This is a genomic window from Pseudomonas sp. ANT_J28, assembly GCF_008370005.1.
Classification (GTDB): Bacteria; Pseudomonadota; Gammaproteobacteria; order Pseudomonadales; family Pseudomonadaceae; genus Aquipseudomonas; species Aquipseudomonas frigoris.
The window spans coordinates 26026-52736 of the sequence record NZ_VOBM01000046.1; the positions used below are offsets into that span (position 1 = coordinate 26026).

Here is a 26711-nt window from a genome sequence, read left to right on the forward strand (position 1 = left end):
AAGGGCAGTTGCTAACGGTCTGAACGGTTATCAAGAAGGATTTTGAAATGGCAGCAACAACAGTGACATCATCGATGACTCCGGCGAGTAATAAAACCGGACAATCTACGGCTGTGCGTCAGTTCAAGATCACTGATATCCCAGACACCATGATCAAAATAAAGTGGCCGGTTGCTGCTGCTTTGATAAAGCATTGGTTCAATGGTAAGCCCTGGCCGACAAAAGACGGCGGTATGGATGATGCAGTGAAGAGGCATGATGTTTTTGCTCCTCAGGAATACATCGAAGAATCCATTGTCAAGATGAGTTGGATCAGCGGGTTTGATCGGGCGAATGCAGCTATTAAGCATTTGAGAGGAACTTGGAACAGTAAACTGGGGCTGGCGCAAATAAAGAAGAATGTGGGGCGAGCGTTTTCCGCTAAAGCACCTGGGTGTTATCCATTGGCGTTCAATGGTGTGGCCAGTGCTGCTGAAAAATTTGGCTATTTTAACAATAAAACAGTTGAGTTCGAACAAGCTGGATCTGATGACGTCAATGAGTTGCGTGGAGCGCTTGCGAATTTCAATCTTCGTGTTATTGCTGAAGGTTTGGTGGTTGTAACGGATAAAAATATTGTCTTTACACCTTCTCGTTTGGGCTTTTATATCGAAGATGCCTATGATTTCAATGACGGTGTTGTTCTTTTTAGTCAGATTCTAGGATATTGGAATTTTGACAAGTTGATCACTGATCCCGTTGAAGGTGCTTCGGCAAATATGAAGCTGAACTATGAGATGAATACCATTGATTTTAATTCAAAAGCTGAGGCGACTAAAGAAAAAGTTGAGAAGCATAGAGCGGACTCGTTGCGTCGCTATCGAGAACTGGATAGTAAGCATTATATGCTAGTGCAGAAAAGCGATTTTCGAGAATATCGAGAGATTAACAAAAAGGGCGGAGATTTTCGCGTCTATTCGGATATTCTGTACGAGAGTGTGACAGCAGCTCCCATTGAGATACTTGTGAAATGAAGATTGCAAATAAATACTTCATGTGTGCTGTTGCATTAGTTGTTGGTTTGGTAGTTGCAATTGCGGTCATCGTAAATGGTATTTTGACCCGTGCCCCGGACGTGTCAAAACAAAGCCCGTCTGGGCAGTATTTGATCGAGTCGGTACCCGCCAGTTCGCTTCTAACTCCTCGAGACTCCGTATATTTGCGCTTCACTGATCGTGATCACCCCGATCAGACATACCGTACTCCGTTGTTCTCCGAATTATCGCTGGATATGCGTGCAGATGAAGACGCAAAAACAGTAGGCATTATATTTATAGAACTTGATAAGGAGAGTAAAAAAATCACACTTGGACTTTCCAATCCCAGAAGGCACTGGCTGGATTTTTTTATTAGCAATACCCCTTACGAGATAATAGACAATTAATGTTGATTTCAAGTCGAATGCCGTCAATGTGGAGTAAGCGATCTCTCGTCGGTCGTACCTACGCATTATTTTTTTTCTGTGCGTTTTTCGTGCTTGTTTGTTTTTTTTCCGTTTCCTTGAATGATATTTTTAAAAATAGAGCCAGCAGCTTTGTGATGAGCGAATCGGGGCATTACTTAATCGAGAATGTACCGGTGAGAAGTGCGCTTGTACCATTCGATGATTTGGCGTACTTGCGAATCACCGACAAAAGAGATTCGAACACAGTGTTTCGATCTCCTTTGTATTCGCGCAGCACTGTAGACATGAGTTCTCACGAGGATGATGTGATTGTCGGAGTCGTCTGGATCGATTTTTACAAGCGCGATCAGCATTTTGGTATCAGGGTTCCGGACTGGAAAGCACATTGGCTCAACAGTTTTATCAGCAATACCTCATATGAAGTTGTTGGGGGTAATTGAGGTGAGTGTCAGAGCGCTGGGAACGAAAAAGGGGACTGTCCCTAATATTCTACAAAGGGAAGTTTTTGCATGAGCGAAATTGAGGGGGTTTCGATGGGGCTGGTTGAGAGCGATTGGTTTTTTATTTTAGCCAGTTTCTCTTTGCTCTTGGCATTGGTCGGTCTGCGAAGCACAAGCCTCAACTCAAAGTTGTACCGAGTTCTGACGTTTCTCATGTTGATGATCTTTCCAGCTGTCGAAATATTAGGAATATATCTCCATATTTTGAGTGTGCCAGCTGCATGATAATTGCCGTACTCACATCGGCCACAAGCTCACCCGAATTCAATACCAGGCAGCTAACCCATGTCCTTTAACCACTACTACCAAAGCGAACTCACCGCACTTCGCCAGTTAGGTCGTCGATTCGCCGAGCGTAGCCCGGCGTTGGCGCCTTTCCTCGGGCAAGCCGGGCGGGATCCGGACGTGGAGCGATTGCTGGAAGGTTTTGCATTCCTGACCGGTCGCCTGCGTCAGAAGCTCGACGACGAGTTGCCGGAGCTCAGCCACTCGCTGATGCATCTGCTGTGGCCCAACTACATGCGGCCGCTGCCGGCGTTCAGCATTCTGCAGTTCGATCCGCTGAAGCGATCGGGACCTGCGTTGATGGTCGAGCGCGACACGCCGGTTGAGAGCGTGCCGATTGATGACGTGCGTTGCCGTTTCCGCACCTGCTACCCGACGGAAGTCTTGCCGCTGGATCTGGCCGCGCTGAATTACTCGGTGAAGGGCGACGGTTCGCTGTTGAGCCTGCGTCTGGAGATGAGCGCCGACGGTCACCTCGGTGAGCTGGAGCTGAGTCGTCTGCGCCTGCACTTCGCCGGTGAGCGCTACATCAGCCAGATGCTCTATCTGAGCCTGTTGCGCAATCTGGAAGGCATTGAGCTGATCCCGCTGGACGGTGCCGGCAAGCCCATCAATGGTGTGAACGGCACGGCGATGGCGTTCAAGATGCCCGGCGACCGAGTGCAGCCGGTGGGTTTTGCCGAAGAAGAGGCGTTGATCCCGTATCCGCTGAATACCTTCCGCGGCTATCGCTACCTGCAGGAATACTTCGCCTTCCAGGACAAATTCCTGTTTGTCGACATCAACGGTCTGGACCTGCTCAAAGCGCTGCCGGAAGACACGTTGAAGCAAATGCGCGGCCTCGAACTGCGCTTTGACATTCGCAAGAGCGGCATCCAGCGCCTGCGTCCGACGCTGGACAACGTGAAGCTCTACTGCACGCCCATCGTCAACCTGTTCAAGCACGATGCACTGCCGATCCGCCTCGACGGCAAGCAGGACGAATACCTGCTGCTGCCAGCCGAATACGACCTGCAAAACTGCGGTGTGTTTTCGGTAGAAACCGTGACCGGGTGGAAGCCCGGCGGCCTTGGTTATCAGGAGTACGTGCCGTTCGAATCGTTTGAGCACGACCCGAGTTTCGACGTGCCTAACAGCCGTCCGCACTACAGCATTCGCCAGCGTTCGTCCTCGTTGCACGACGGCCTCGACACTTACCTGAGCTTCGGCATCCGTCACACCGAAGCTCACGAAACCCTGTCGATCGAGCTGATATGCACCAACCAGAACCTGCCGCGCAAGCTCAAGCTCGGCGACATCTGCATGGCCTGCGAAGAGACGCCGGAGTTCCTGAGTTTTCGCAATATCACCCCGGCCACGCCCAGTTATGCGCCGCCGCTGAACCGTGACTTCCTGTGGAAGCTGATCAGCAACATGTCGCTTAACTATCTGTCGCTGGCCGACGTCAACGCGTTGAAGGTGATTCTCGAAACCTACGACCTGCCGCGCTACTACGACCAACACGCAGAAAAAGTCAGCAAGCGTCTGCTGGGCGGGCTCAAGTCGATCAAACACCAACACGTCGACCGCTTGCACCGAGGGTTGCCGGTACGCGGGTTGCGCACCGAGCTGACCATCGACCCGGAAGGGTATATCGGTGAGGGCGACCTGTTCGTTTTCGCTTCGGTTCTTAACGAGTTTTTCGCGCTTTACGCCAGTCTCAATTCGTACCACGAGCTGCGGGTAAAAAGCACACAGGGAGAGGTGTACCAATGGACACCACGTATGGGCCTTCAGCCGCTGCTTTAAGCGGACTGACCCGAGGAATACGCGAGTACTCGCTGTTTCAGGCTGTGCTGCTGGTAGTTGACCGGCTGCGCGAGGCCCACCCGCACCTGAGCCAGGATGATCTGTACGACCAGCTGGAATTCCAGGCCAACCCGAGCCTGGGGTTTCCCGGCAGTGACGTTGATCGCGTGGAGTTTTTCACCGAGCACGGCCACCTGCGCGCACGTCTGCGTTTCAACCTGATCGGCCTGGTCGGTTCCGGTTCGCCACTGCCGGCGTTCTACGGCGAACAGGCCCTGGGCGATAGCGAAGACGGCAACCCGACCCGCAATTTCCTCGACCTGTTTCACCATCGCCTGCAACGGCTGATGCTGCCGATCTGGAAAAAGTACCGCTACCGCGCAAGCTTCCAGAGCGGCGCCCTCGACCCGTTTTCGTCGCAGCTGTTTGCGTTGATCGGCCTCGGCGGCGAAGAGATCCGCAGGGCTCAGGAACTGAACTGGAAACGCCTGCTGCCGTACCTCGGCCTGCTCAGCTTGCGGGCGCACTCGGCGGCGCTGATCGAAGCGGTGCTGCGTTACTACTTCAAGCATGCCGAACTGACCATCGAGCAGTGCATCGAGCGTCGCGTTGAAATCCTTGACGAGCAGCGCAATCGCTTGGGTCGCGCCAACAGCCTGCTCGGCGAAGACCTGGTTCTGGGCGAACACGTGCGCGACCGCAGCGGCAAATTCCGCATTCACATCCGCGAGCTCGACTGGCAACGCTTCCACGAATTCCTGCCGATCGGCTTCGGCTACCAGCCACTCTGCGCGCTGGTGCGGTTCACCCTGCGTGACCCGCTCGATTACGACATTCGCCTGGTGCTGCGCCAGGAAGAAATCCGCGAACTGCGCATCGGTGAGCAGAACGCCTGTCGCCTGGGATGGACCAGTTGGCTCGGCCGCGAAAAAGCGGACGGCGTGGTGACCCTGGGCAGCAAAATTCATTAAGGACAGATGACCAATGATCAACGTAGACCTGCAACAACTTATCCAGGCGCTGGACGCCGAAACCCGTCGTGACCTGGAAAGTTCGGCCGAACGCTGCGTCGCCCGTGGCGGCAGCAAGATCCTCGTCGAAGACTTGCTGCTGGGCTTGCTGGAGCGCCCGCAAGGCTTGCTCGCACGCGCGCTGCAAGACGCCGAAGTGGATGCCGGTGAGCTGAGCGCCGCGTTGCAATCGCGGGTCGAGCACAGCGCTTCGCGCAACCCGGTGTTCGCCCCGGAACTGGTGCAGTGGCTGCAAGACGCGTTGCTGGTGGCCAACCTTGAACTGGGCCAAAGCCAGGTCGAACAAGCCGCGTTGATCCTCGCGCTGTTGCGCAACCCGATGCGCTACGCCGGCAGCCGCTACCAGTCATTGCTGGCCAAGCTGAACATCGAGCGCCTGAAAGAATTCGCCCTGTCGCAGAAAGAGCAACCGGCCACCGGCAAACCCGCTGTACCCGGAGAATCGTTGCTGCAGCGCTTCACCCACAACCTGACCCAACAGGCCCGCGACGGCAAACTCGATCCGGTGTTGTGCCGCGATGGCGCGATCCGGCAGATGGTCGACATTCTCGCCCGTCGCCGCAAAAACAACCCGATTGTGGTCGGTGAAGCCGGCGTCGGTAAAACCGCCATTGTCGAAGGCCTGGCCTCGCGCATCGCGGCTGGTGAAGTGCCGCAAGTCTTGAAAGGCGTCGAGCTGCTGTCGCTGGACATGGGCCTGTTGCAGGCGGGCGCCAGCGTCAAAGGTGAATTCGAACGTCGCCTCAAAGGTGTGATCGACGAAGTCAAAGCCTCGCCAAAACCGATCATCCTGTTCATCGACGAAGCTCACACGCTGATCGGCGCGGGCGGCAATGCTGGCGGTTCCGACGCGGCCAACCTGCTCAAGCCAGCCCTGGCCCGTGGCGAGTTGCGCACCATCGCTGCGACCACCTGGGCGGAGTACAAGAAGTACTTCGAAAAAGACCCGGCCCTGGCCCGTCGTTTCCAGCCGGTGCAACTGCACGAACCGACCGTCAGCGAAGCGGTGACTATCCTGCGTGGCCTGGCTCAGGTGTACGAGAAGAGCCACGGCATTTACCTGCGCGATGACGCGGTGGTTGCGGCGGCCGAATTGTCTGCTCGCTACCTCGCGGGCCGTCAGCTGCCGGACAAAGCCGTCGACGTCCTCGACACCGCGTGCGCCCGCGTGCGCATCAGCCTCGCCGCTGCCCCGGAAAGCCTCGAACGCCTGCGTGGCGAACTGGCTGAAGGTGGTCGTCAGCGTCAGGCCCTGCGCCGTGATGCCGAGGCCGGTCTGCTGATCGATCACGAAGCGCTGGACGCTTTGGAAGATCGCCTGGCCGAAGCCGAAGATGAAAGGGTCGCCCTCGAAACCCTTTGGACCGAGCAGAAAGAACTGGCAGAGCGCCTGCTGGACCTGCGTCAGCAATTGGCCAAGGCTCGTGAGGTCGCTGCTGTCGAGCCAACCGTAACGGTTGAAGAGGACGCCGAAGGCACCGTTATCGAAACCCTTGAAGTGGCAGTCGACGAAACCCAAACCGTCGAAGCGCTGGAAGCCGCGCTCAACGAAACGCACAAAACCCTGACTGAACTGCAAGTCAAAGAACGTCTGGTGAGCTTCGAAGTCTGTCCGCGTCTGGTCGCCGAAGTGATCAGCGCCTGGACCGGCGTGCCGCTGGCGCAACTGGCCCGTGAGCACAACGCCAAGGTCGCGAGCTTCGCCACTGACTTGCGCACCCGCATCCGTGGTCAGGAACAAGCCGTTCACGCGCTGGACCGCTCGATGCGCGCCACCGCTGCCGGCCTGAACAAACCCGATGCACCGGTCGGCGTGTTCCTGCTGGTCGGCCCGAGCGGCGTCGGCAAGACCGAAACCGCGCTGGCCCTGGCGGACTTGCTGTACGGCGGTGACCGTTTCATCACCACCATCAACATGTCCGAGTTCCAGGAGAAGCACACCGTCTCGCGCCTGATCGGCGCGCCGCCGGGCTACGTCGGTTATGGCGAGGGCGGCATGCTCACCGAAGCCGTGCGCCAGAAACCGTACTCGGTGGTGCTGCTCGATGAAGTCGAGAAAGCCGACCCGGACGTGCTCAACCTGTTCTACCAAATCTTCGACAAAGGCGTGGCCAACGACGGCGAAGGGCGTGAGATCGATTTCCGCAACACGCTGATCCTGATGACCTCGAACCTGGGCAGCGACCGCATCGCCGAGCTCTGTGAAAACGGCGCGCGGCCGTCGGCCGAAGTCCTTGAAGAAACCATCCGCCCGGTGCTGAGCAAACACTTCAAACCGGCGCTGCTGGCGCGCATGCGCGTGGTGCCTTACTACCCGGTGGGCGGCCCGGTGTTGCGCGAACTGATCGAAATCAAACTCGGCCGTTTGGGCGAGCGCCTGAACCGTCGTCAGCTGGATTTCACTTACTCCCAGGACCTCGTCGATCACCTGGCCGAACGCTGCACCCAAAGCGACAGCGGCGCGCGCCTGATCGACCATTTGCTGGACCTGCACGTGCTGCCGCTGGTGGCTGACCGCTTGCTCGATGCGATGGCTACGGGCGAAAGCCTCAAGCGTGTCCACGCGACGCTCGACGGCAACGCCAGCGTGACGTGCGAGTTCGCCTGAGGTGGGTGTGATGTTCACTCAAGTGCCGCAACCGCTGGTCTATGCCGAAGCCTTGCTGGCGCAGTTCGCCAGCTTGTCGCGCGCGGCGGACGGTGCTGCGCTGCTGGGTGACTTCGTGCGCGGCTTGGCCGAGCTCAGCGGTTGCGAGTTGACGCAGCTGTACCTGCTGGACGCGACTCACACGTGCCTGGGGATGAACGCCGAGTGCCTCAACGGCATCCTGCAACCCCGGGAAGCGGCGAGCCTGCCGGCGGATTACAACGGTGAACAACTGCTGCAATTCGCTATGTGCCAGAACCGCGTAGTGTGCCTGAGCGAGTTGAGCGGCAGCCTGCACGAAACCAGTTTCCTGCCGCCTCAGGCCATGCCTTGGCAGTCGCTGTTATGCGTGCCACTGGTCAATCAGCAGAAGGCCGTCGAAGGCTTGCTGCTGTGCGCCAGTCGCCGGCACATCGACCTGCAAGGCTTTGCCGACTCCCTCGGTCAACTCGGTTCGTTCGTGCTTGGCCAACTGCATTTGCTGCAACGTTTGCGTCAGCCGACCGGTGATACACGGCTGCCGGCGAAAATCAGCGTCCCGAGCGCCAGCGGTTACGGTTTGATCGGCAAGAGTTCGGCCATGCGCCAGACCTATTCGCTGATCAGCAAAGTCCTGCACAGCCCGTATACCGTGCTGCTGCGCGGCGAAACCGGCACCGGCAAGGAAGTGGTGGCGCGGGCGATTCACGATTGCGGCCCGCGCCGTTCCCAGGCGTTCATCGTGCAGAACTGCGCGGCGTTCCCCGAGAACCTGCTGGAAAGTGAACTGTTCGGCTACCGCAAAGGTGCCTTCACCGGTGCAGATCGCGACCGTGCCGGGCTGTTCGACGCGGCCAACGGCGGCACCTTGCTGCTCGATGAAATCGGCGACATGCCGTTGTCCCTGCAAGCCAAGTTGTTGCGGGTTCTGCAGGAAGGCGAGATTCGTCCGCTGGGTTCCAACGACACCCACAAGATCGACGTGCGCATCATCGCCGCGACTCACCGGGATTTGTCGGTGTTGGTCAGCGAAGGAAAATTCCGCGAGGACTTGTACTACCGCCTCGCGCAATTTCCGATCGAGTTGCCGGCCCTGCGTCAGCGCGAAGGCGACATCCTCGACCTGGCCCGGCACTTCGCCGACAAGGCGTGCTCGTTCTTGCAGCGCGATGCGGTGTGCTGGTCCGATGCGGCGCTGGATCACCTGTCCGGTTACGCCTTCCCCGGCAACGTGCGTGAACTCAAAGGCCTGGTCGAACGCGCGGTGCTGCTGTGCGAGGGCGGCGAGTTACTGGCCGAGCATTTCTCTCTGCGCATGGAAGCCATGCCGGAAGACAGCAGCGGTCTGAACCTGCGCGAACGCCTGGAGCAAGTCGAACGCAGTCTGCTGCTCGATTGTCTGCGCAAAAACGACGGCAACCAAACCCTTGCGGCCCGCGAACTCGGGCTGCCACGCCGCACGCTGCTGTACCGCCTTGGGCGCCTGAATATCAACCTCGGTGATTTCGATGGCTAGGCAAACGACCGTCGACTTCACCTCATCCGCTTCTAACAGCGCCGCCCAAACGGGTCGGCGCTTTGTACTTTGTCTACCCCTGGAGACCCTCTGATGCCTGTTCGTCACTGGCAAGCCGTCCTGCTGACCCTCGTCATTCTATGCGGCCTCGGCGGCTGTAGCGGCAATTACAAATACAACGACAACACCTATCGCCCATTGGGTGATCCGCAGGCGGTCAATCGCGGCAAGTGACCGCAAGGAGTATCACCATGGAACTGGTTTTCGAAATGCTCAACACCAAGCAGTTCGTGCCCACGGATTTGTGCCAGAAGACCTTCAAACAGGCCGGTGGCGTGATCGGTCGGGGCGAGGATTGCGACTGGATTATCCCGGACCGCAAGCGTCACCTGTCCAACCATCACGCGTTGATCAGCTACCGCGAAGGCACGTTTTTCCTGACCGATACCAGCAGCAACGGTATCCAGGACAGCGAAAGCGGCGCACGCCTGCGCAAGGGCGAAGCGATGCGCATCGAGCACGGCAGTGTCTACGTGCTGGGTGACTTCGAGATCCGTGCGCGGCTGGTGCGCGACCCGGCGACCTTCGACGTCGAAGTCGGCCGTCCGCAAGCGGCGGGCAGCATCATTCCGGACGATGCGTTTCTCGATCTCGACCCGCTCAATGCCCTCGATCAGCAAGAGCGCGTGTATTCGGAAATCGACGAACTGATCTCGCCGAGCACGACCATCGAGGACACTCGTCAGCGCGCCGACTATGCGCGCATCGACATGGAAAGCCTGATGGTGCCGGAGCTGATCAACGCCCCGGCAGAGCCAGCGCCGGCGCCACCGCCCAAAGCGGTCGAGCGTCAGAGCGAAGGTTTCTGGGAGCACTTCGGTGCTGCGTTGGGCGTGGACCTCAAAGGCCTCGACCACGATGCCCGCGAAGCCCTGGCGCTGAACGCTGCACGCCTGCTCAAGCAAAGCGTCGGCGGATTGCAGCAGAGCCTGCGCACCCGCAGCGAACTGAAAAACGAACTGCGTCTGGCCCAGACCACCGTGCAAGGCACAAACAAAAACCCGCTGAAATTTGCCGTCGATGCCGGTGAAGCGCTAGGCATTTTGTTGCAGCCGAACAAGCCGGGTCAGTTGCCGGCCGAGCAGGCGATCTCCCGCGCTTTCCGCGATTTGCAGGCGCATCAGGTGGCTTTGCTGACTGCTAGCCGCGCCGCCGTTCGCGGCACGCTGGAGCACTTCTCGCCACAGCAATTGACCCTGCGTTTCGAGCGCGACAACAAGCCGTTGCTCGCCACGTCCGGCAGTCGCTGGAGAGCTTACGGTCGTTATCACCAGGCCCTGCGTCAGGACGATGACTGGAGCGAGCGCCTGCTGGCCCGCGACTTCGCTCAGGCCTACGAAGAACAGATCCGCCTGATTTCCACCCTTCACACCGACCACCAAGGATGATGCGCATGTCTCGCTGTTCGACCGCTTTTTTCAAGACGCTGACGGCGTTCGCGGCCCTGGTGCTGCTGGCCGGCTGCTCGTCGCTGTCGCCGTATTCCCATGTCACCAAACTCAACCTGAAGTTGACCGCCAGCGATCAGCTGAACCCGGACCTCAACGGGCGTCCGTCGCCGATCGTGGTGCGTCTGTTCGAGCTCAAGCATCCGGTGACGTTCGAGAACGCTGACTTCTTCAGCCTGTACGAGCGCGCCAAGGAATCCCTGGCCCCGGACCTGGTGGCCAGCGAAGAAATTGAACTGCGCCCCGGTGAAACCGTGGAGATGAAACTCAGCGTGGAGGAGGGCAGTCGTTACGTCGGCATCCTCGCCGCCTATCGCGATCTGCCGGAAACCAAATGGCGCTACACGGTGCAAGTCACCCCGGTGGAAGTCACCAACGCTGATCTGACCCTCGACCAGGCCGGTATTCGCAATAGCAACGAAACGCTCGCCAAGGCGGATGACTGATCATGAATTCCCATAAAGTGATTTGGCAGGAAGGCATGTTGCTGCGCCCGCAGCACTTCCAGCACAACGATCGCTACTACGACCACCAGATGAAGACCCGCACGCAGTTGCTGGGCAGCTACACCTGGGGCTTCCTGAACCTGGACATCGACTTGCAGTTCCTCAACATGGGCAAACTGGTGATCAGCCAGGCCTCGGGGATTCTGCCGGACGGCAGCCTGTTCGAACTCGGCGGCAACACCGAACCGCTGGCGCTCGACGTGCCGCCGAACACCGGTCATACGCCGATCTACCTGGCGCTGCCACTGGTCACCGGTAACCACATCGAGTCGCGTCGTCCGGAACAATCCGACGTGCTGGCGCGCTACACCGCGTACGAAGCGGAAGTCGCCGATTCCAACGCCGGCGACGATTCTGCCAGCCAGGTCAGCTGTGGCCGCCCGGACTTCAAACTGTTGCTCGGCGAGCAGCAGAGCGACCAGGCCTACGTGAAACTGAAGGTCTGCGAAGTGCTCGACACCACGCCCGACGGCGTGATCAGCCTCGACCCGGACTTCGTGCCGACCTACATTCAGGCGCATTCGTCCAGCTACCTGCTGTCGTGCTTGAAAGAAGTGATCAGCATGCTCGGCCACCGGGGCGACACCATCGCCGAGCGCATCCGCTCGAACGGCAAAGTCGGTGGCGCGGAAGTCGGCGACTTCATGATGCTGCAACTGATCAACCGCACCGAACTGCTGCTGCGCCACTACCTCGGCCTGGAGCAGGTTCACCCGGAAGAGTTGTACCGCACGCTGCTGACCATGCTCGGCGACTTGGCGACGTTTTCCAGCGACAGCAAACGCCCGCGTCTGGACAGCCGTTATCAGCACAGCGACCAGGGCGCGAGCTTCCGCAAGCTGATGGAAGCGATTCGTCAGGTGCTGTCGATGGTGCTCGAACAGCACGCCATCGAACTGGTCCTGCAAGCACGTCAGTACGGGATCATTGTCTCGCCGTTGCACGACCACAAACTGCTGGGCTCGGCCTCGTTCGTGCTCGCCGCCAGTGCCAACTGCGACTCCGAAGAACTGCGCCATCGCTTGCCGGCGCACCTCAAGGTCGGCCCGGTGGAGCGCATCCGCCAACTGGTCAACCTGCATCTGCCGGGCATCAAGGTCAAACCGTTGCCGGTGGCCCCGCGGCAGATCGCGTTCCACTCCAACAAAACCTATTTCATTCTCGAACTCAGTTCCGAAGACCTGGCACAACTTGAGCGCTCCGGCGGCTTCGCGTTCCACGTGTCCGGCGAATTTGCCGAGCTTGAACTGAAATTCTGGGCCATCAGGAACTGACTGACATGATCAAGGACATGGAACACAACCAGGACGATAAAACCGTCCTGCTCGACCGTCAGGGCCACGGCCCGGCGCAGAGTCCGCTGACCGATTTCGCCGCACCGCCGCGTTTTGAACAGCTCGAAGAACGGATGATCTACGCCGCGCGTTTGCGCCCGGCCGAAGCGTTCAACATCAGCCTCAATTCGCTGGTGGCCGCGGCCTCCGATCTGTTGTCGGAAGTGGTGCGACTCAAGCACAGCGACACCCGCGAAGACATGTACGCGCTCAATGAGCGACTGACCGCCGGGCTGAAACTGTTTGAAGTGCGTGCCCTGCACAACGGCGCCGAAAGCAGCCAGGTGATGGCTGCGCGTTACGTGCTCTGCACCGTGGTCGACGAAGCCGTCGTGACCACGCCGTGGGGCAACGAAAGCGAGTGGTCGCAGATGAGCCTGCTCAGCAGCTTCCACAACGAAACCTTCGGCGGCGAGAAGTTTTTCCAGCTGCTGGATCGCCTGTCGAAAAACCCGGTCAAGCACCTGCCGATGCTGGAGCTGATGTACCTGTGCCTGTCGCTGGGCTTCGAAGGCAAGTACCGCGTGCAAGCCCGCGGCATGCTCGAGCTCGAAGGCATCCGCGACGCCTTGTATCGCCAGATTCGCCAACTTCGCGGCGACGTGCCTCGCGAACTGTCGCCTCATTGGGAAGGCTTGAACGATCAGCGCCGCAGCCTGGTGCGCATCGTGCCGGCGTGGATGGTGGTGCTGTTCACCGTGGTTTGCCTGGTGGTGATGTATTCGGGCTTTGCCTGGGTATTGGGCGAGCAACGCGAAACCGTTCTGCAACCTTATCAGCAGCTAGATCCGGCCGCGGTTCAGCCGCAGTCGCAGCCGTAAACAGGGACGTGTGATGAAAAAGTTTTTCAAGAAAGTCGGCGCATTCTTGCGTCAGACCTGGGTCTGGACCTTGCTGCTGGTGCTGTTCGTCGCGCTGCTGGTGTGGTTTGTCGGGCCGCTGTTGGCGGTCAATGACTACAAGTTCTGGGAAGGTTCGACCTCCCGCCTGCTGACCATCAGTGTGCTGTTCCTGATCTGGGGCCTGACCATGGTCTTCGTCAGCTGGCGCGCTGGCGTACGCAAAAAGGCTATCGAAGACACCGAAGACGGCCAGGATCGTATCCGCCGTGAAGAGCTGATCGACGAAGAGCAGAAAGAGCTTCGCGTGCGCTTCAAGGATGCGTTGAAAACCCTGAAGACTTCGAGCCTCTATCGCGGTCGCAGCGAACGCTGGCGCAGCGATTTGCCGTGGTACTTGCTGATCGGCCCGCAGGGCAGCGGCAAGACCAGCCTGCTGGACTTCTCGGGCCTTGAGTTTCCGATCAACAAGATCGACCGCAAACTGACCCGCGACACCCTCGGCACCCGTCATTGCGACTGGTACTTCGCCGACCACGGTGTGCTGATCGACACCGCTGGCCGTTACTTGGCCCAGGGTGAAGACGGTGTCGATGGCAGCGCCTGGAACACCTTGCTCGACCTGCTGCGCAAGCGTCGCCGCAACCGTCCGTTGAACGGCGTGCTGGTGACCATCCCGGTGGAAACACTGCTGGGCGGCAGCGAGCAAGAGCTCGACACCCTGGCCCGCCAGGTGCGTGCGCGTCTGCAAGACGTGCATCAAAAGCTGCACGTCGATGTGCCGGTTTATCTGGTGCTGAGCAAGGCTGACAAGCTGCTCGGTTTCGACGAGTTCTTCGATCAACTGACCCGTGAAGAAAGCGATCAGGTGCTCGGCACCAGCTTCCGTAAAGAGCAGAGCGGCACCGACGTCGCCGTGCTGCGCGCGGAGTTCGAAGAACTGCTGCGTCGTCTGAACAGCCAAGTGATCATGCGCATGCACCAGGAGCGCGACACCCAGCGCCGTGGCCGCATCCTCGACTTTCCGCATCAACTGGGGCTGATCGGTGAGCGCCTGTGCCTGTTCGTCGACATGGCGTTCACCGGCAACCGCTACCAGCGTGTCAGCCAGTTGCGCGGTTTCTACCTGACCAGCGCACCGCACCTGACTCAAGAAATGGACCAGACCACCGCCGGCATCGGCGCCAATCTGGGGATGAACGCTGGCGTGCTGCCGACTTTGCGCAGCGGCCGTTCGCGGTTCATTCACCACTTGCTCAGCCGGGTGATTTTTCCCGAGGCCGATCTGGCCGGTCTGGACAAACGCGAACGCAGCCGCATTCATTGGGGCCAACGTGCCCTGTACGTGGGCGCTTTGGCGTCACTGGCGCTGTTCGGCATGCTGTGGGCGGGCGGATTTTCGGCCAACTACGAGCGTCTGGAAAACCTGCGTAACCTGGCCCAAAACTGGACTCAACAGCGCTCGGCCCTGACCGCGCGTGATGATTCCATGGCGGTGCTCAAGACCCTCGACACCAGCTACGCGGCGACTCAGGTCTTCCCGAAAAAAGGTGACGTGTCGTACCAAGAACGTGGCGGCCTGTACCAAGGCGAAGAGGTCAATCCGGTGGTCAAGGAGACCTACGAGCGTGAGCTCGAAGCGCAACTGCTGCCACGGGTCGCGACGCTGCTAGAAGGGCAGATCCGCGCCAACATGAAGGACCGTGAACGCCTGCTCAATAGCCTGCGTGCGTACCTGATGTTGAACATGAAAGACCGTCGCGACGGCCCGTGGCTCAAGGATTGGGTCGCCACCGAATGGTCCCAGCGTTACGCCGGCAACACGTCGGTGCAGAACGGTTTGAACACGCACTTCGAGCGTTTGCTCAAGCAGCCGTTTATCTACCCGTTGAACGATCAACTGGTGGCCCAGGCGCGTCAGGTGTTGCGCAGCGAGTCGCTGGCCAACGTGGTTTACCGGATGCTGCGCGAGCAGGCTCGCAACCTGCCGGAATACCGTTTGAGCCAACACATCGGCCCGCAAGCTTCGCTGTTTGTCGGCACCGAATACGTGATCCCGGGTTTCTACACCCAACAGGGTTATCAGCAGTACTTCTCGGTTCAGGGCTCTGCGCTGGTCACCGATATCCTGCGTGACAACTGGGTGCTGGGCGAAGGCTCGGGCATCAGCGGCATGGACTTGCGTCGCCTGATGGTCGAACTGGAGCAACTGTACTTCCGCGACTACGCCAACTTCTGGAGCGAAGCGGTCGGCCAGGTTGCCTTGCCACCGATCAACGACGCCGGTGAAGGCGCCGAGCAACTGGCTGGCCTGACGTCCGCCGACTCGCCAGTGCTGCAACTGCTGGTGGAAGTACGCGAAAACACCCGTTTCCCGGTGATCGCCGACAGCGCGGATGAAGCTGCCGAGGCGGCTGACAAACTGGGCGAGAAGGGCGGCAAGCTCGGCAAACTCGCGGCGGCCGCGGCTGACAAAGCCGCAGACATGACCAAGAACCTGCCGGACACCGCGAAGAAATCCCTGCAACGTCGCTTCGAACCGCTGCACCGTTTGTTGGATGACAACAACGGCCCGGCCGCTGATTTGACCCCGGCCCTGACGGCGCTCAACGACCTGCAACTGCAACTGGCGAGCCTGGCGCGTGCCAGTGCGCCGGAACAGGCTGCGTTCGAAATGGCCAAGACCCGCATGAGCGGCCAGCGTGATGCGCTGAGCAACTTGCGCAATGCCTCGAACCGTCTGCCGCGTCCGGTCAGCGTGTGGTTCAACGTACTGGCCGAAGACACCTGGCGTCTGGTGCTGAACGATTCCTACCAGTACCTGAACCAGCGTTATCAGAGCGAGCTGTACAGCTTCTATGGCAAGGCGATCAACAAGCGTTATCCGTTCAGCGCCCACAGCACCAGCGACGTTGCGATCAGCGACTTCCGCGAGTTCTTCAAGGCCCAGGGCATCAACGATCGCTTCTTCGAGACCTACATGCGTCCGTTCGTGAGTGGCGATCCAGGCAACTACCGTCTGCGCAGCATCGACGGTCACAGCATGCCGATCTCCAAGGTCTACCTCGACCAGATGGCCGCCGCCCAAGTGATTCGCCAGAGCTTCTTCTCGATCAATCCGGCCGAACCACAACTGCAATTCAAACTGGAGCCGTACACCCTCGACCCGGCCGTCAGCCGTTCCGAGTTCAAGTTTGGCGACAAGACCATCGAATACCGCCACGGCCCGATCGTGCCGGTGTCGTTCAAATGGCCGACCGACGCTGAAGACGGTCGCACCAGCCTGGTCCTCGACAAAATGGCCGGCCGCCCGATCGGCATCGAGAAGAACACCGGCCCATGGTCGCTGTTCCGTCTGTTCGACCTGATGCAGACCGAGTACCTGAGCGGTCGCGATGTGCTGGTGCTCAAAGCTGACGTAGGCGGCCTGCGCGCCAACTACTTGCTGTCGAGCCAGCGCACACCGAACCCGTTCGACATGGGCGTGCTGCGTACCTTCCGTATGCCGGTGCAGCTCTGATGCTGGTTGCCAGCCCCTGGCGCAGTGCTGCGCGTACCGATCCGGGCAAGGTTCGGGCGCGCAACGAAGATGCTTTCCTCGACTGCCCACAGCAGGGGCTGTGGGTGGTCGCGGACGGCATGGGCGGTCATCAGGGTGGCGACATCGCCAGCCAGTTGATCGTCGCCAGCCTGGCGGAGTTGCCGGTGCAGGATGATTTTGACGAACGACTCAAAGGCATACGCCAGTGCCTGCACTGGCTCAACCGCCGCTTGGGTCAGGAGTTGACCGTCACGGCCGGGCGCCACGACAGCATCATGGGCAGCACCGTGGTGGCGCTGCTGGTGGAAGGTAATCGCGCGGCCTGCATCTGGGCCGGCGACAGCCGTTGCTACCTGTGGCGCGGCCAGCGTTTGTATCAGCTGTCCAAGGATCATTCGCTGCAACAGCAACTCATCGACGAGCAACAGATGAGCATCGAGGACGCCCGTGCGCATCCTTCGGCCCATGCCCTGACCCGTGCGGTTGGGGCAGCCGATGTGCTGACGCTGGACGTGCTCGAACTCGAGGTCTACCCCGGCGATGCGTTTCTGTTGTGCAGCGACGGTTTGTACCAAGGGCTCAGCAGCGATGCCTTGGGCAACGCCCTGAGCCTGACCGCGCCGCACGTTGCGCTGGAGCGTCTGTTCGACGGCGCTCTGCGTGGCTCGGCCCGGGACAACCTGACTGCTGTGGTGATCCGAAAATGACTCAACTCATGCCGCCGCTCGACGACCTGCCGGTGACCGACGAGGAAGCCAATAACCTGACTTACTTTGCGTTCGCCAAAGCGCATAAAGCAGAGCCCGCCCTGGCGCCGACAAGGGCCAGCATCGGTGAAATGCCGGACGTACTCGCGGGCCGTTACCGCATCGAGCGCCTGCTCGGTGCCGGCGGCATGGGCGCGGTTTACCGCGCACGGGATCTGCTGAGTGAGCAGTTCGGCGATCCCGACCCCTACATCGCGCTGAAAATCCTCAGCGAAGAATTTACCGAATCGCCGGACGCCAGCGCCCTGCTCTACAGCGAGTTCGCCCTGACCCGACGACTGCGCCACGACAACGTGCTGCGTTTGCACAGCTTTGAAGTGGACACCGATTGCCAGCGCGCCTTCATCACCATGGAACTCATGCGTGGGCTGACCCTGGACAAATTACTCTGCGAGCGTCCGCTGGGCCTGCCGTGGAAAGAACTGCGCGACATCGCGCTGCCGCTGCTCGACGCGCTGGCCTTCGCCCACGCTCGCGGCGTGCTGCACGGTGACATGAAGCCGAGCAACGTGATGCTCAGCGAAGAAGGCGTGCGCCTGTTCGACTTCGGTCTGGGCCAGGCCGAGGAGGGCATCTTGCCCGGCCTGCCACACCTGAGCCGCAACCGCTTCAACGCCTGGACCCCCGGCTACGCCGCCCCCGAACTGCTCGAAGGCCAACCGCTGACTGCCAGTGCGGATGTCTATGGCGTGGCCTGCGTGTTGTACGAATTGGCGGGCGGCAAACACCCGTTCCGCCGTTTGCCTTCGACCGAGGCCCGCGACGGGCAACTGGATCGCGAGCTGCACGCACCCAGGAATCTACCGAAACACTGCTGGCCAGCCCTGCGCACGGCGCTGGCATTCAATGCGGCAGATCGAACGATCACTGCCGCCCAACTGCGTGACGCTATGGGCGCCACATCGTCTTGGCTGCAACGTCTGCGACTTCGGGCGTAACGGATGACTACCGAACAGGGAGCAAGCAATGTTCAACTCAGCTAACGAAACCCATTTCAGCCTGACCGTCGAAGACTACGTCGGCGACCTGCAAGTGCTGTCGTTCACCGGCACCGAAGGCATCAGCCAGCCTTATCGCTTTGACCTTGAACTGGTCAGCGAAAACCCCGATCTGGACCTGGAAAAGCTCCTGCACAAGCAGGCCTTTTTGGCGTTCGATCCGCAGGGAAGCGGTATACACGGCCAGATCTACCGCGTCGCCCAAGGCGATGCCGGCAAACGCCTGACCCGCTACAAAATCTCCCTGGTGCCGCAATTGCAGTACCTGCACCACCGCACCAACCAGCGCATCTATCAGCAGATGTCCGCGCCGAAAATCATTGCGCTGATCCTCGATGAACACGGCATCAAGGGCAACGCCTACAACTTCCAGCTCAGCCAGCCCTGCCCGGATCGCGACTACTGCGTGCAGTACGACGAAACCGACCTGCATTTCGTCCAACGCCTGTGCGAAGAGGAAGGCATTCACTACCACTTCCAGCACAGTTCCAAAGGCCATCTTTTGGTATTCGGCGATGATCAGACCGTATTCCCGAAACTCGGGCAGCCAACCGCGTACGTGCAAGGCAGCGGCATGGTCGCCGACGAGCCGGTAATCAAAGGCTTCAAGTTGCGCCTGGAAACCCGCACCGGTCGCGTCACCCGTCGCGACTACGACTTCGAAAAACCACGCCTGCAACTTGAAGCCGCCTACAAACCCGAGGCGCAAAGCGACGCGCCGGACCTCGAAGACTACGACTACCCCGGCCGCTTCATCGACCGCGCACGCGGCAAATTCCTCAGCCAACGCGCCCTCGAACGCCACCGCGCCGACTACCGCCAAGCCGAAGGCAAAAGCGATCAGACCACCCTGGTCAGCGGCCACTTCCTGGAAATGTCCGACCACCCGCGCACCGAGTGGAACGACCTCTGGCTGCTCACCGAAATCGTCCACGAAGGCAAGCAGCCGCAAGTCCTCGAAGAGTCGGTGACCAGCGACACCACCGACAACAAAGACGACTTCCACCAGGGCTACCGCAACCGCTTCCTCGCCACCCCGTGGGACGTGTTCTACCGCCCGGCGCTGCAACACCCGAAACCGCGTGTGCTCGGCAGCCAGACTGCGATGGTCACCGGGCCTAAAGGTGAAGAGATTCACTGCGACCAGTACGGCCGGATCAAGGTGCAATTCCACTGGGATCGCGAAGGGTTGGCCGATGATAAAACCAGCTGCTGGATGCGCGTCTCTTCGAGTTGGGCCGGCGATCGCTACGGCGCCATCGCCATCCCGCGTATCGGCATGGAAGTGTTGGTGACCTTCCTCGAAGGCGACCCCGACCAGCCGCTGGTGACCGGGTGCCTGTACCACAAGGAAAACCAGGTTCCGTACGAATTGCCGGCGAACAAGACTCGCACCGTGTTCAAAACCCTCAGCTCACCGGGTGGCGGCGGGTTTAATGAACTGCGGATTGAAGACAAGAAAGGGGCGGAACAGATCTTTATTCATGCCCAGCGGGATTGGGATGAAAACGTTGAGCATGACCAGAAGATAAGAGTCGGCAATGAGCGGCATGACACGGTGGAGAAGAACACCTACACCGAGCTGAAGGCGGAAGAGCACCGCACCACGATTGCGGATCGCAAGACTGAAGCGCGGATGGATGATCACCTGACGATTGGGCAGAACCAGCATGTGAAGCTGGGGACTGCGCAGCTGACCAGTGTTGGGAAAGAGATTCATCTGAAGGCTGGGGACAAGATTGTGATTGAGGCTGGGATGGAGCTCACGGTTAAGGCCGGGGGGAGTTTCATCAAGCTGGATGCGGGTGGGATTACGGTGGTTGGGCCGGTGGTGAAGATTAATGCCGGTGGGTCGGCGGGGAGTGGGACGGGGATTGGGATTAAGCCACCGGTGCTGCCAGGGGCGGCGGATAAGGATAAGGCGGGGAGTTTGATGGATCAGGCGTTGTTGAATGCGCCGCCTGAGAAGGTTAAACCAAAGGCTTTTTTTGTGTTTTCTGAGTGATTAATAATTCAACTCAAGGATCTGTTTATGAAATGTCAATTGCGCTTCACTCTCGCACTGGTTATATCAGCGTTCGGGCTTTTTTCAAGCAATGTGATTGCAGGCGGAGCTGATGTAAGTTCATGCCCGTCGAAGGATTTTTCAGCTTTTTTAGGTTCTTATTTGGAGAGCTCTTCTGTGCAGCAGGAGTTTACTCATACCCCCTTGAAAAAATTAATAACGGTAGACGCCGAACCTGAACCAGAGCAAAAAATAGTTTTTTTGGAAAAACAAAAGCTGAAGTTCCCTATAGTTCCTGGAAAAGAGAAACGAACTGCGGACGGTCTTGAAGTTGAAGTTCTAGAGGTGTCCAACGGTATTGCAAAAGTAAAAATTGAAAAGCCAGATACCGACTACCAGGTTTTCTATATATTTAAGTTGGAAGCGTGTTGGTTTTTGGATGAAGTTCAAGATTACTCGCTTTGATAGAAATTTAAAAAGGAAGTTATATGTCTTTCAATGAAGTGATGCTCCGTGTTCTGCCCCCGGTTGATGGCCACCAGCCTCATATAACAGGAGTCTATGGCGAGCAACGTGCGAGTGGCCCTCATGGAGGGACAGATTTTAATTATATTGGTGGCCAAAATGGCATCAATCTGCAGAATCCAAAAGTTTATGCGCCAATTGCAGGCACAGTCACATTTACTGGTGGGAACTATGGCACGATAAAAATAAAAGATGCGGACGGCAACAGTCATGAGATTTTGCATACAAGCAGTCACATGGTAAGTCAGGGAGCAACCGTTGCTGCAGGTGACGAGATCGGAACAATGGGGGGGAAGGGGCCGAATGGTGTGACCCAATATCCACGTCATGTTCACTATCAAATGAAGGGTCCCAATGGGAACCTCATTAGCCCTGAAGTGTGGTGGAGCCAACAGGAAGCAGCCGCAAGTCCTGCGGCCGCTCCGGCTTCTTCACCTAATGAGGGGCCTACACCACTGATGAACTTTCAATACCCATTCCGAAAGGCAGATGGTAAGCAGTTCACTGATGCAGAAGATGTTTACAAAGCGCTTGAGAGCGAAAAATCAGGGCATTACCTATTGGGTAGCAATAGATTCTGGCATGGCGGCATTCACATCAGCGATGCAAGTGCTCCGCAATGTGTATTGAATGAGCCGATACGCTGCATGGCGGATGGAGAAGTCGTTGCCTATCGCCTTAATGACGATTATTTGGAGTCGACCTTCGGTGATAACGAGAAAAAACTGAAGTACTCCAACTCGTTTTGCTTGGTGCGCCATGAATACAAATCGGCGCCAAATCCGGAAGAAGGTTCGAATAAAGGTAAGCAAAATACCCTGAACTTCTACAGTCTCTACATGCACTTGCTGCCTTATCAACGGTATCCGCTAACGCCTCAGGAAAAGCCGAAGCCAAAAATTACTATGAAAGTAGGTGACTTCAAGGCGTACGACGAAGCACCTTTATCAAGCCAGATCGCTTCGCCCGGAAAGCTTGCTAACGGTACGAAACTGGAGATCGTCGACCAGAAAGACGTTGGCAACCTTACTTACGCCAAAGGGAAAATCCTGTCCGGTAGCGTTAAAAATGGATCTCATAAAGTACGCAACGTAGGTCGTGAGGTCTGGTTCGCCTATATGAAAGACGGCGATCCTTACAGAAACTCGAAAGGTGATCGCATCTGGGTAGCAGATGCCATACCGGAGCGCACAAGACCAAATTACTGGCAAGGTAAAGTCAAAGCCCAAGCCACAAAGCGACTGCCTATTTTCCAGGCCCCGACAGATCCAACTAACGGAAAACCCGTTGGAGGGCCCGTGGCCGGAAATCTTGAGTTGGTTGCTAATAGCGTCATCGAGTTCGACAGTAAGACGGTCGTCAACCTAGTAGTCGGTAACGAGTTGCGGCGCATGGCTTCATGCACATTGGTATCCGGAGGCGTCTGGCAGCCCATCGGGAATGCGCCGGCGACATTCTGGACAATCGTGGAAAATGATCCGTCCAACCAGTTCGTGCGATGGGAGGTCACACCCATTGATTTCGACAGTGTCGTTTCAAACAGTACCGGTATCAAGGCTGGCGACCCGATAGGTTATTTGGGACTCACCGAGAACCTCACTGGCGAAGACGGTGGTGTGGCCAGTAAATATCAAGTGCATGTCGAAATTTTCACGGCCGAAGCTGACGTCAAAGAGTTCTTGAAGAACACAGCCGGATTGAAGGTCGGCAAGCAGTATCTGTATCTGCCAACAGGGACCGAGTTGAAGAAAAAGGCACCGGCGACTGGTAATACGCTGCTCAAGAAGGATCACTCGGTGGATTTGGGCAAGGCGCCGGTTATCAAGCAAGGCACCGACGACTACTACGAAGTCACTCTCACCGAAGACGATCAGGCGGTCAGCGGGGTGGTCAAAAAGGCAGATGCACAGATCATTACGCAACATGACTGGGAGAAACTGGGCTTTCAGATCGTTGAGGAGGCGAACGCCACTGCGGATGGCTTTCTCGATCCGGAGGATATGCCGCAGTTCTTCAAGGAACTCTTTGCAAAAATCGATAAGAACCATGACGGTGAAGTCGACCCAAGTGAGCTTGCTGATGCGTTGAAAAACACCGATACCCGGACGCATTGGTCAAAACTCATTGCCCATCACCCGACAGAGTGGAAAGAAAAAGCTGATTCTCCAAAATGGAGCAAGCTTGATAAATTGCTGGAAAACTCACCGAAAACGCTCAAGCATGAGAAAGAAAGAATCAGCAACTATGTGTTTTGGGGAGAGCTAATTGGAAAGGCCGCTATAAGCACCGACATTGTTTGGCATTTTCACTCCATTGCTTTCGTGGAAAACGTGTTGTCGGCTCTCTGTATTCCTCTCAGTAGGGCAAAGGAAATCGCACTATTGGTTTCTTCTGGGTACGAGGGGAAAAGCAAGCTTGACTATGAGGCTCTGGCAGGTAATTTCGACGGGCAAGGCATGTCTTTTGGCGTTATTCAATGGAACTTCGGCCAAGGCACACTGGGGCCGGTCTTGTTGGAAATGCGTGCAGCCGATCAAGCGAAATTCGATGGCTGCTTCGGCACGAACATGAATTTTCAGGCGTTGATCAATTCGTTGAACGCTGCAAATATTTCGGCACAAATGAGCTGGGCCTCGGGAGTTATTGCCAACAATAATTCGGGGTGGAAATCCGCGTTTAAAAAAATAGGAGAAGTCGAGGCTTTCCAGAAAATTCAGCTGAATCATGCAGCGAAATACAACGACAACGTTACCTCTTGCATCAAATTAATGCGAGAGCTGGCGCCGCAGCTAATGGTCAAGATTCAGTTGCGTACTTACTGTGCGCTGTACGATTTGTGCGTTCAACAAAACAATTTATCGAAGGCAGAGGAATTGATTCGGACAGAATTTCCGACAGCCAATATTACGACGCAAAAAGAGCTGTTGATTTTTGTATGCAAGAAACGCGCGGAAAAGGCCACTACGGCCTATCGGGCTGATGCTTTCAGCCGGCGTATGGGGATCATCCAAGGGAAGAAATACACTGCGACAATGAGTGGCAATACTTCCACGCGGGAAAATACTAACTACGGAATAATTGTTGAGGGCGACATTTGTGAACTTTAAAGGGCGTTGGTTGTTTGTATTTCTCCTGCTTGCCTCCTCCGCATGGGGTGAAAGTAAAAAGCTGACGTGTGACCCTGATACAAACATTTGTTCAGTCGCCGTCCCCGAGAATTTTTGCGGTTCTGAAGGTGTGCCAAAGTCAAAGTGGGACATCAGAAGCCAAAGCTATATCCTGAGCTGCGAGTGTGATTGTACCGCTCAGGAAAACAGTTTTTGGTTTATTGACAAAAATGGCAGCGTACAAACACTTGAAGCGAGTAAGGTTGTAAGCGGTCTGGACATTGCAAGAAACAAATCCGGAATTCCGGACGCCTTCGGGGTAGTACCTTACTGTCAACCAGTAAAAGTTGATGCTAATCAACTTATTTATCTGCAGAAAGTCCCAAGCGTTTCTGGGCAGCCACAACCGTACTGTTATTCAACTCTCAAATATGATGAGGCGCAAGTTTGCACTACTTCAGACTGCGTGCAGAAGCAGAAACTGGTTGCGAGTATCGCTGAGAGGTTAAAAGAAGAATCCCTCGCTGAGTTTAAAAATGCTACGTCCAGACTTTATAAAAGCAAGAGAGCTTTTGTTGATTTTCCGAAGCGGGAGTTTATTGAACGGTATGTTGGTGACTACGGCTATTCAAGCGCCAATCAGCAAACATTTAATGATATAGGTTATTTTTGGCAGCAAGCCGGATTCAATGGCGATGCCATTTGGCTGTTGACCAAGGTCCTTACTGAAAACCCCAAGCGTATTGTGGCGTATCTGAATATTGCAGACGCTTACTGGTCTGAGGGTGACAAGGCAGCAGCGGCAAAAAATTATAAGCGGTATGAAGAACTCATGACTGCGGACGGTAAGCAGCAAAAAATTCCTGAGCGAGTTAAGCAAAGAGTGGCTTTTTAGTAAAAAATTGGACCTAGTGTTGAGCGATTTATTTTTAGTGAAAGTAAATCGCTCAATTCACATGGAATAAGAAGTTGACCTGAAAATGACGGGTTTAATTATGATATAGACTTGGCTGTTGATAAGTAAGGTTGTTTCATTTTTCGCTGTTTTGTTATTATGTTTTTCTAAGGCTGCCAGTAAATGAAGGTTTTAAAGTTCAGCTTCGTTATTTTATTTTCGTTGCTGTCATCCATTGTCAAAGCAGAAGGCACGATGATTGCGACCGTGCTTCAGGCCGATTTTTCAAAAGATCCAGAAATACGGCTGCTTGTCAGGATTATAGATGTAAGTGGCGGGTCAGATTCGCCCTCTATGGCCGTTCGTAACCAATGCCTGGAGAGGGTGAAGTCGTCTGATCGTCCCGGACCGGACCCATGTTTCTCAATAGAGATAACTGAGAGTAAGAAACAGCGGGCCATTGTCCGACAAGCACTAATCAATGAACCTCAGCGCGCAATCGATCCTATGTATCTGGAGATTGTTTATCGCTCGGAAGTTAGTGCGAGCGATCCGACAAATCACCATGGGCGATCTGCGTTGCTGAGAATCGAAGAAAACGGCTTATACAATTGGAATAATGAGACAAAGCAGGCATTGGCGGACGTGGTATGGCCATCCTCGCCCGATGGAGTGCTTAATGTGGTACTTGCCGATGCAGATGCGCTGCTTAACTCCGTATATCGGGATCGTATAGCTCGCTTAAACGAAAGCGCACAGAAAGGGCTGAGAGATACCCAGAGAGCCTGGATGATATTTCGAGATGCGGAATGCCTAATGGACACGAAGTCGTATACAACAATATTCGGTGAGTTTCCTGATACATGTTTAATACGCGCGACGATAGAGCGAGCCCGCCAACTGGCTGTGGCGCCGGATAAGAATAAGCGTTGAGACATAAGTCTGAAAGCTAGCTCGTAGATTTATGGGGTTTTGATAAGTATCAAATGGTCGCTGTTTACCTTTTTGGCGTTATTTCCTTTCACCGCCCACAGCGAAGTCACCACCCAAATCATCTGCTTCGAACTCTCACAATCCAACCCAGTAAAGTTCGAATTCCGTACCTTCTACGACCACTCCAGCAAGTGGTCGGGTGGCTTCGTCAAGTACGCCAAGTCGAACGTCCCCATTACCCTTGTGTTGACAGATTCCCAGAGTGAAATACTCGACCCAGAGGCGCCTTGGCAGCACACCATGACCTGGTCAGAAGTCGGTATCCGATCCATGAACACCACATTCAAAGCCAACTGTTGATCCGCAATGCTGTGCTCCCGATTCTTTTCAGGAGCCAGCCGCTCATGATGCGACCCGACGCCAAAGTCGAAAAGGTGTATCCGCTCCATGAACCACACCTACCGCCAGACTACCGCCTCGTTTACCGTGGCATCTCTGGCGAGCAATTCCACGGCAACAACGCTTCGTAGTCGGCCACCGACTGCGCATGCGGCAGTCGTTCC

The 26711-nt window shown here is 56.9% G+C and carries 21 protein-coding genes; all 21 read left to right on the forward strand.

Annotated elements, in window-relative coordinates; genetic code table 11:
* Positions 1-47: 47 nt before the first annotated feature.
* The 21 genes from FQ187_RS25125 to FQ187_RS25225 all read left to right on the forward strand — a co-directional run bounded on the left by FQ187_RS25125 (position 48) and on the right by FQ187_RS25225 (position 26148).
* A complete protein-coding gene (locus FQ187_RS25125; protein WP_149631541.1) occupies positions 48-1013 on the forward strand; it encodes a DUF6402 family protein in 966 nt (321 codons plus the stop codon).
* Positions 1010-1423, forward strand: coding sequence for a hypothetical protein (locus FQ187_RS25130; protein ID WP_149631542.1), 414 nt, complete (start codon positions 1010-1012; stop codon positions 1421-1423). The genes FQ187_RS25125 and FQ187_RS25130 overlap by 4 nt, the downstream gene beginning before the upstream one ends.
* Positions 1423-1884 (forward strand): hypothetical protein, encoded by a 462-nt coding sequence (locus FQ187_RS25135; protein ID WP_178122761.1) that lies wholly within the window; start codon positions 1423-1425, stop codon positions 1882-1884. The genes FQ187_RS25130 and FQ187_RS25135 overlap by 1 nt, the downstream gene beginning before the upstream one ends.
* 69 nt (positions 1885-1953) lie before the next feature.
* On the forward strand, positions 1954-2169 hold the full coding sequence (locus tag FQ187_RS25140; RefSeq protein WP_256667428.1) for a hypothetical protein: 216 nt from the start codon (positions 1954-1956) through the stop codon (positions 2167-2169).
* Positions 2170-2229: 60 nt separating this feature from the next.
* Entirely contained in the window at positions 2230-4017 is a 1788-nt protein-coding gene (gene tssF, locus FQ187_RS25145; protein ID WP_149631543.1) for a type VI secretion system baseplate subunit TssF, read from the forward strand.
* Positions 3981-4988 carry a type VI secretion system baseplate subunit TssG gene (gene tssG / locus FQ187_RS25150; protein ID WP_149631544.1) on the forward strand — a complete coding sequence of 336 codons (1008 nt, stop codon included), beginning with the start codon at positions 3981-3983 and terminating at the stop codon, positions 4986-4988. Before tssF ends, tssG begins: the two co-directional genes overlap by 37 nt.
* Positions 4989-5001: 13 nt before the next feature.
* Positions 5002-7656, forward strand: a complete 2655-nt coding sequence (gene tssH / locus FQ187_RS25155; protein ID WP_149631545.1) for a type VI secretion system ATPase TssH — start codon at positions 5002-5004, stop codon at positions 7654-7656.
* 10 nt (positions 7657-7666) lie between these two features.
* Entirely contained in the window at positions 7667-9190 is a 1524-nt protein-coding gene (locus FQ187_RS25160) for a sigma-54-dependent Fis family transcriptional regulator (RefSeq protein ID WP_149631546.1), read from the forward strand.
* Positions 9191-9283: 93 nt separating this feature from the next.
* On the forward strand, positions 9284-9424 hold the full coding sequence (locus tag FQ187_RS25165) for a type VI secretion protein (protein ID WP_149631547.1): 141 nt from the start codon (positions 9284-9286) through the stop codon (positions 9422-9424).
* Positions 9425-9441: 17 nt separating this feature from the next.
* Entirely contained in the window at positions 9442-10638 is a 1197-nt protein-coding gene (gene tagH / locus FQ187_RS25170; protein WP_149631548.1) for a type VI secretion system-associated FHA domain protein TagH, read from the forward strand.
* Positions 10639-10643: 5 nt separating this feature from the next.
* Positions 10644-11144 (forward strand): type VI secretion system lipoprotein TssJ, encoded by a 501-nt coding sequence (gene tssJ, locus FQ187_RS25175; RefSeq protein ID WP_129439950.1) that lies wholly within the window; start codon positions 10644-10646, stop codon positions 11142-11144.
* Between the two features lie 2 nt (positions 11145-11146).
* Entirely contained in the window at positions 11147-12478 is a 1332-nt protein-coding gene (gene tssK, locus FQ187_RS25180; RefSeq protein ID WP_149631549.1) for a type VI secretion system baseplate subunit TssK, read from the forward strand.
* A 5-nt stretch (positions 12479-12483) separates the two neighbouring features.
* On the forward strand, positions 12484-13359 hold the full coding sequence (gene icmH / locus FQ187_RS25185) for a type IVB secretion system protein IcmH/DotU (protein WP_149631550.1): 876 nt from the start codon (positions 12484-12486) through the stop codon (positions 13357-13359).
* A 13-nt stretch (positions 13360-13372) separates the two neighbouring features.
* Positions 13373-16897, forward strand: a complete 3525-nt coding sequence (tssM, locus tag FQ187_RS25190) for a type VI secretion system membrane subunit TssM (RefSeq protein WP_149631551.1) — start codon at positions 13373-13375, stop codon at positions 16895-16897.
* Positions 16897-17625, forward strand: a complete 729-nt coding sequence (locus FQ187_RS25195; RefSeq protein WP_129439956.1) for a PP2C family serine/threonine-protein phosphatase — start codon at positions 16897-16899, stop codon at positions 17623-17625. Before tssM ends, FQ187_RS25195 begins: the two co-directional genes overlap by 1 nt.
* Positions 17622-18623 carry a serine/threonine-protein kinase gene (locus tag FQ187_RS25200; RefSeq protein WP_178122762.1) on the forward strand — a complete coding sequence of 334 codons (1002 nt, stop codon included), beginning with the start codon at positions 17622-17624 and terminating at the stop codon, positions 18621-18623. Before FQ187_RS25195 ends, FQ187_RS25200 begins: the two co-directional genes overlap by 4 nt.
* 28 nt (positions 18624-18651) lie before the next feature.
* Positions 18652-20688 carry a type VI secretion system tip protein TssI/VgrG gene (gene tssI / locus FQ187_RS25205; protein WP_149631552.1) on the forward strand — a complete coding sequence of 679 codons (2037 nt, stop codon included), beginning with the start codon at positions 18652-18654 and terminating at the stop codon, positions 20686-20688.
* A gap of 27 nt (positions 20689-20715) precedes the next feature.
* Positions 20716-21153, forward strand: a complete 438-nt coding sequence (locus FQ187_RS25210) for a hypothetical protein (protein WP_149631553.1) — start codon at positions 20716-20718, stop codon at positions 21151-21153.
* Between the two features lie 23 nt (positions 21154-21176).
* Entirely contained in the window at positions 21177-24320 is a 3144-nt protein-coding gene (locus FQ187_RS30040; protein WP_178122763.1) for a peptidoglycan DD-metalloendopeptidase family protein, read from the forward strand.
* Entirely contained in the window at positions 24310-25215 is a 906-nt protein-coding gene (locus FQ187_RS25220; RefSeq protein ID WP_149631554.1) for a type IV pilus biogenesis/stability protein PilW, read from the forward strand. Before FQ187_RS30040 ends, FQ187_RS25220 begins: the two co-directional genes overlap by 11 nt.
* A 183-nt stretch (positions 25216-25398) precedes the next feature.
* Entirely contained in the window at positions 25399-26148 is a 750-nt protein-coding gene (locus FQ187_RS25225) for a lysozyme inhibitor LprI family protein (protein WP_256667429.1), read from the forward strand.
* Positions 26149-26711: the final 563 nt, after the last annotated feature.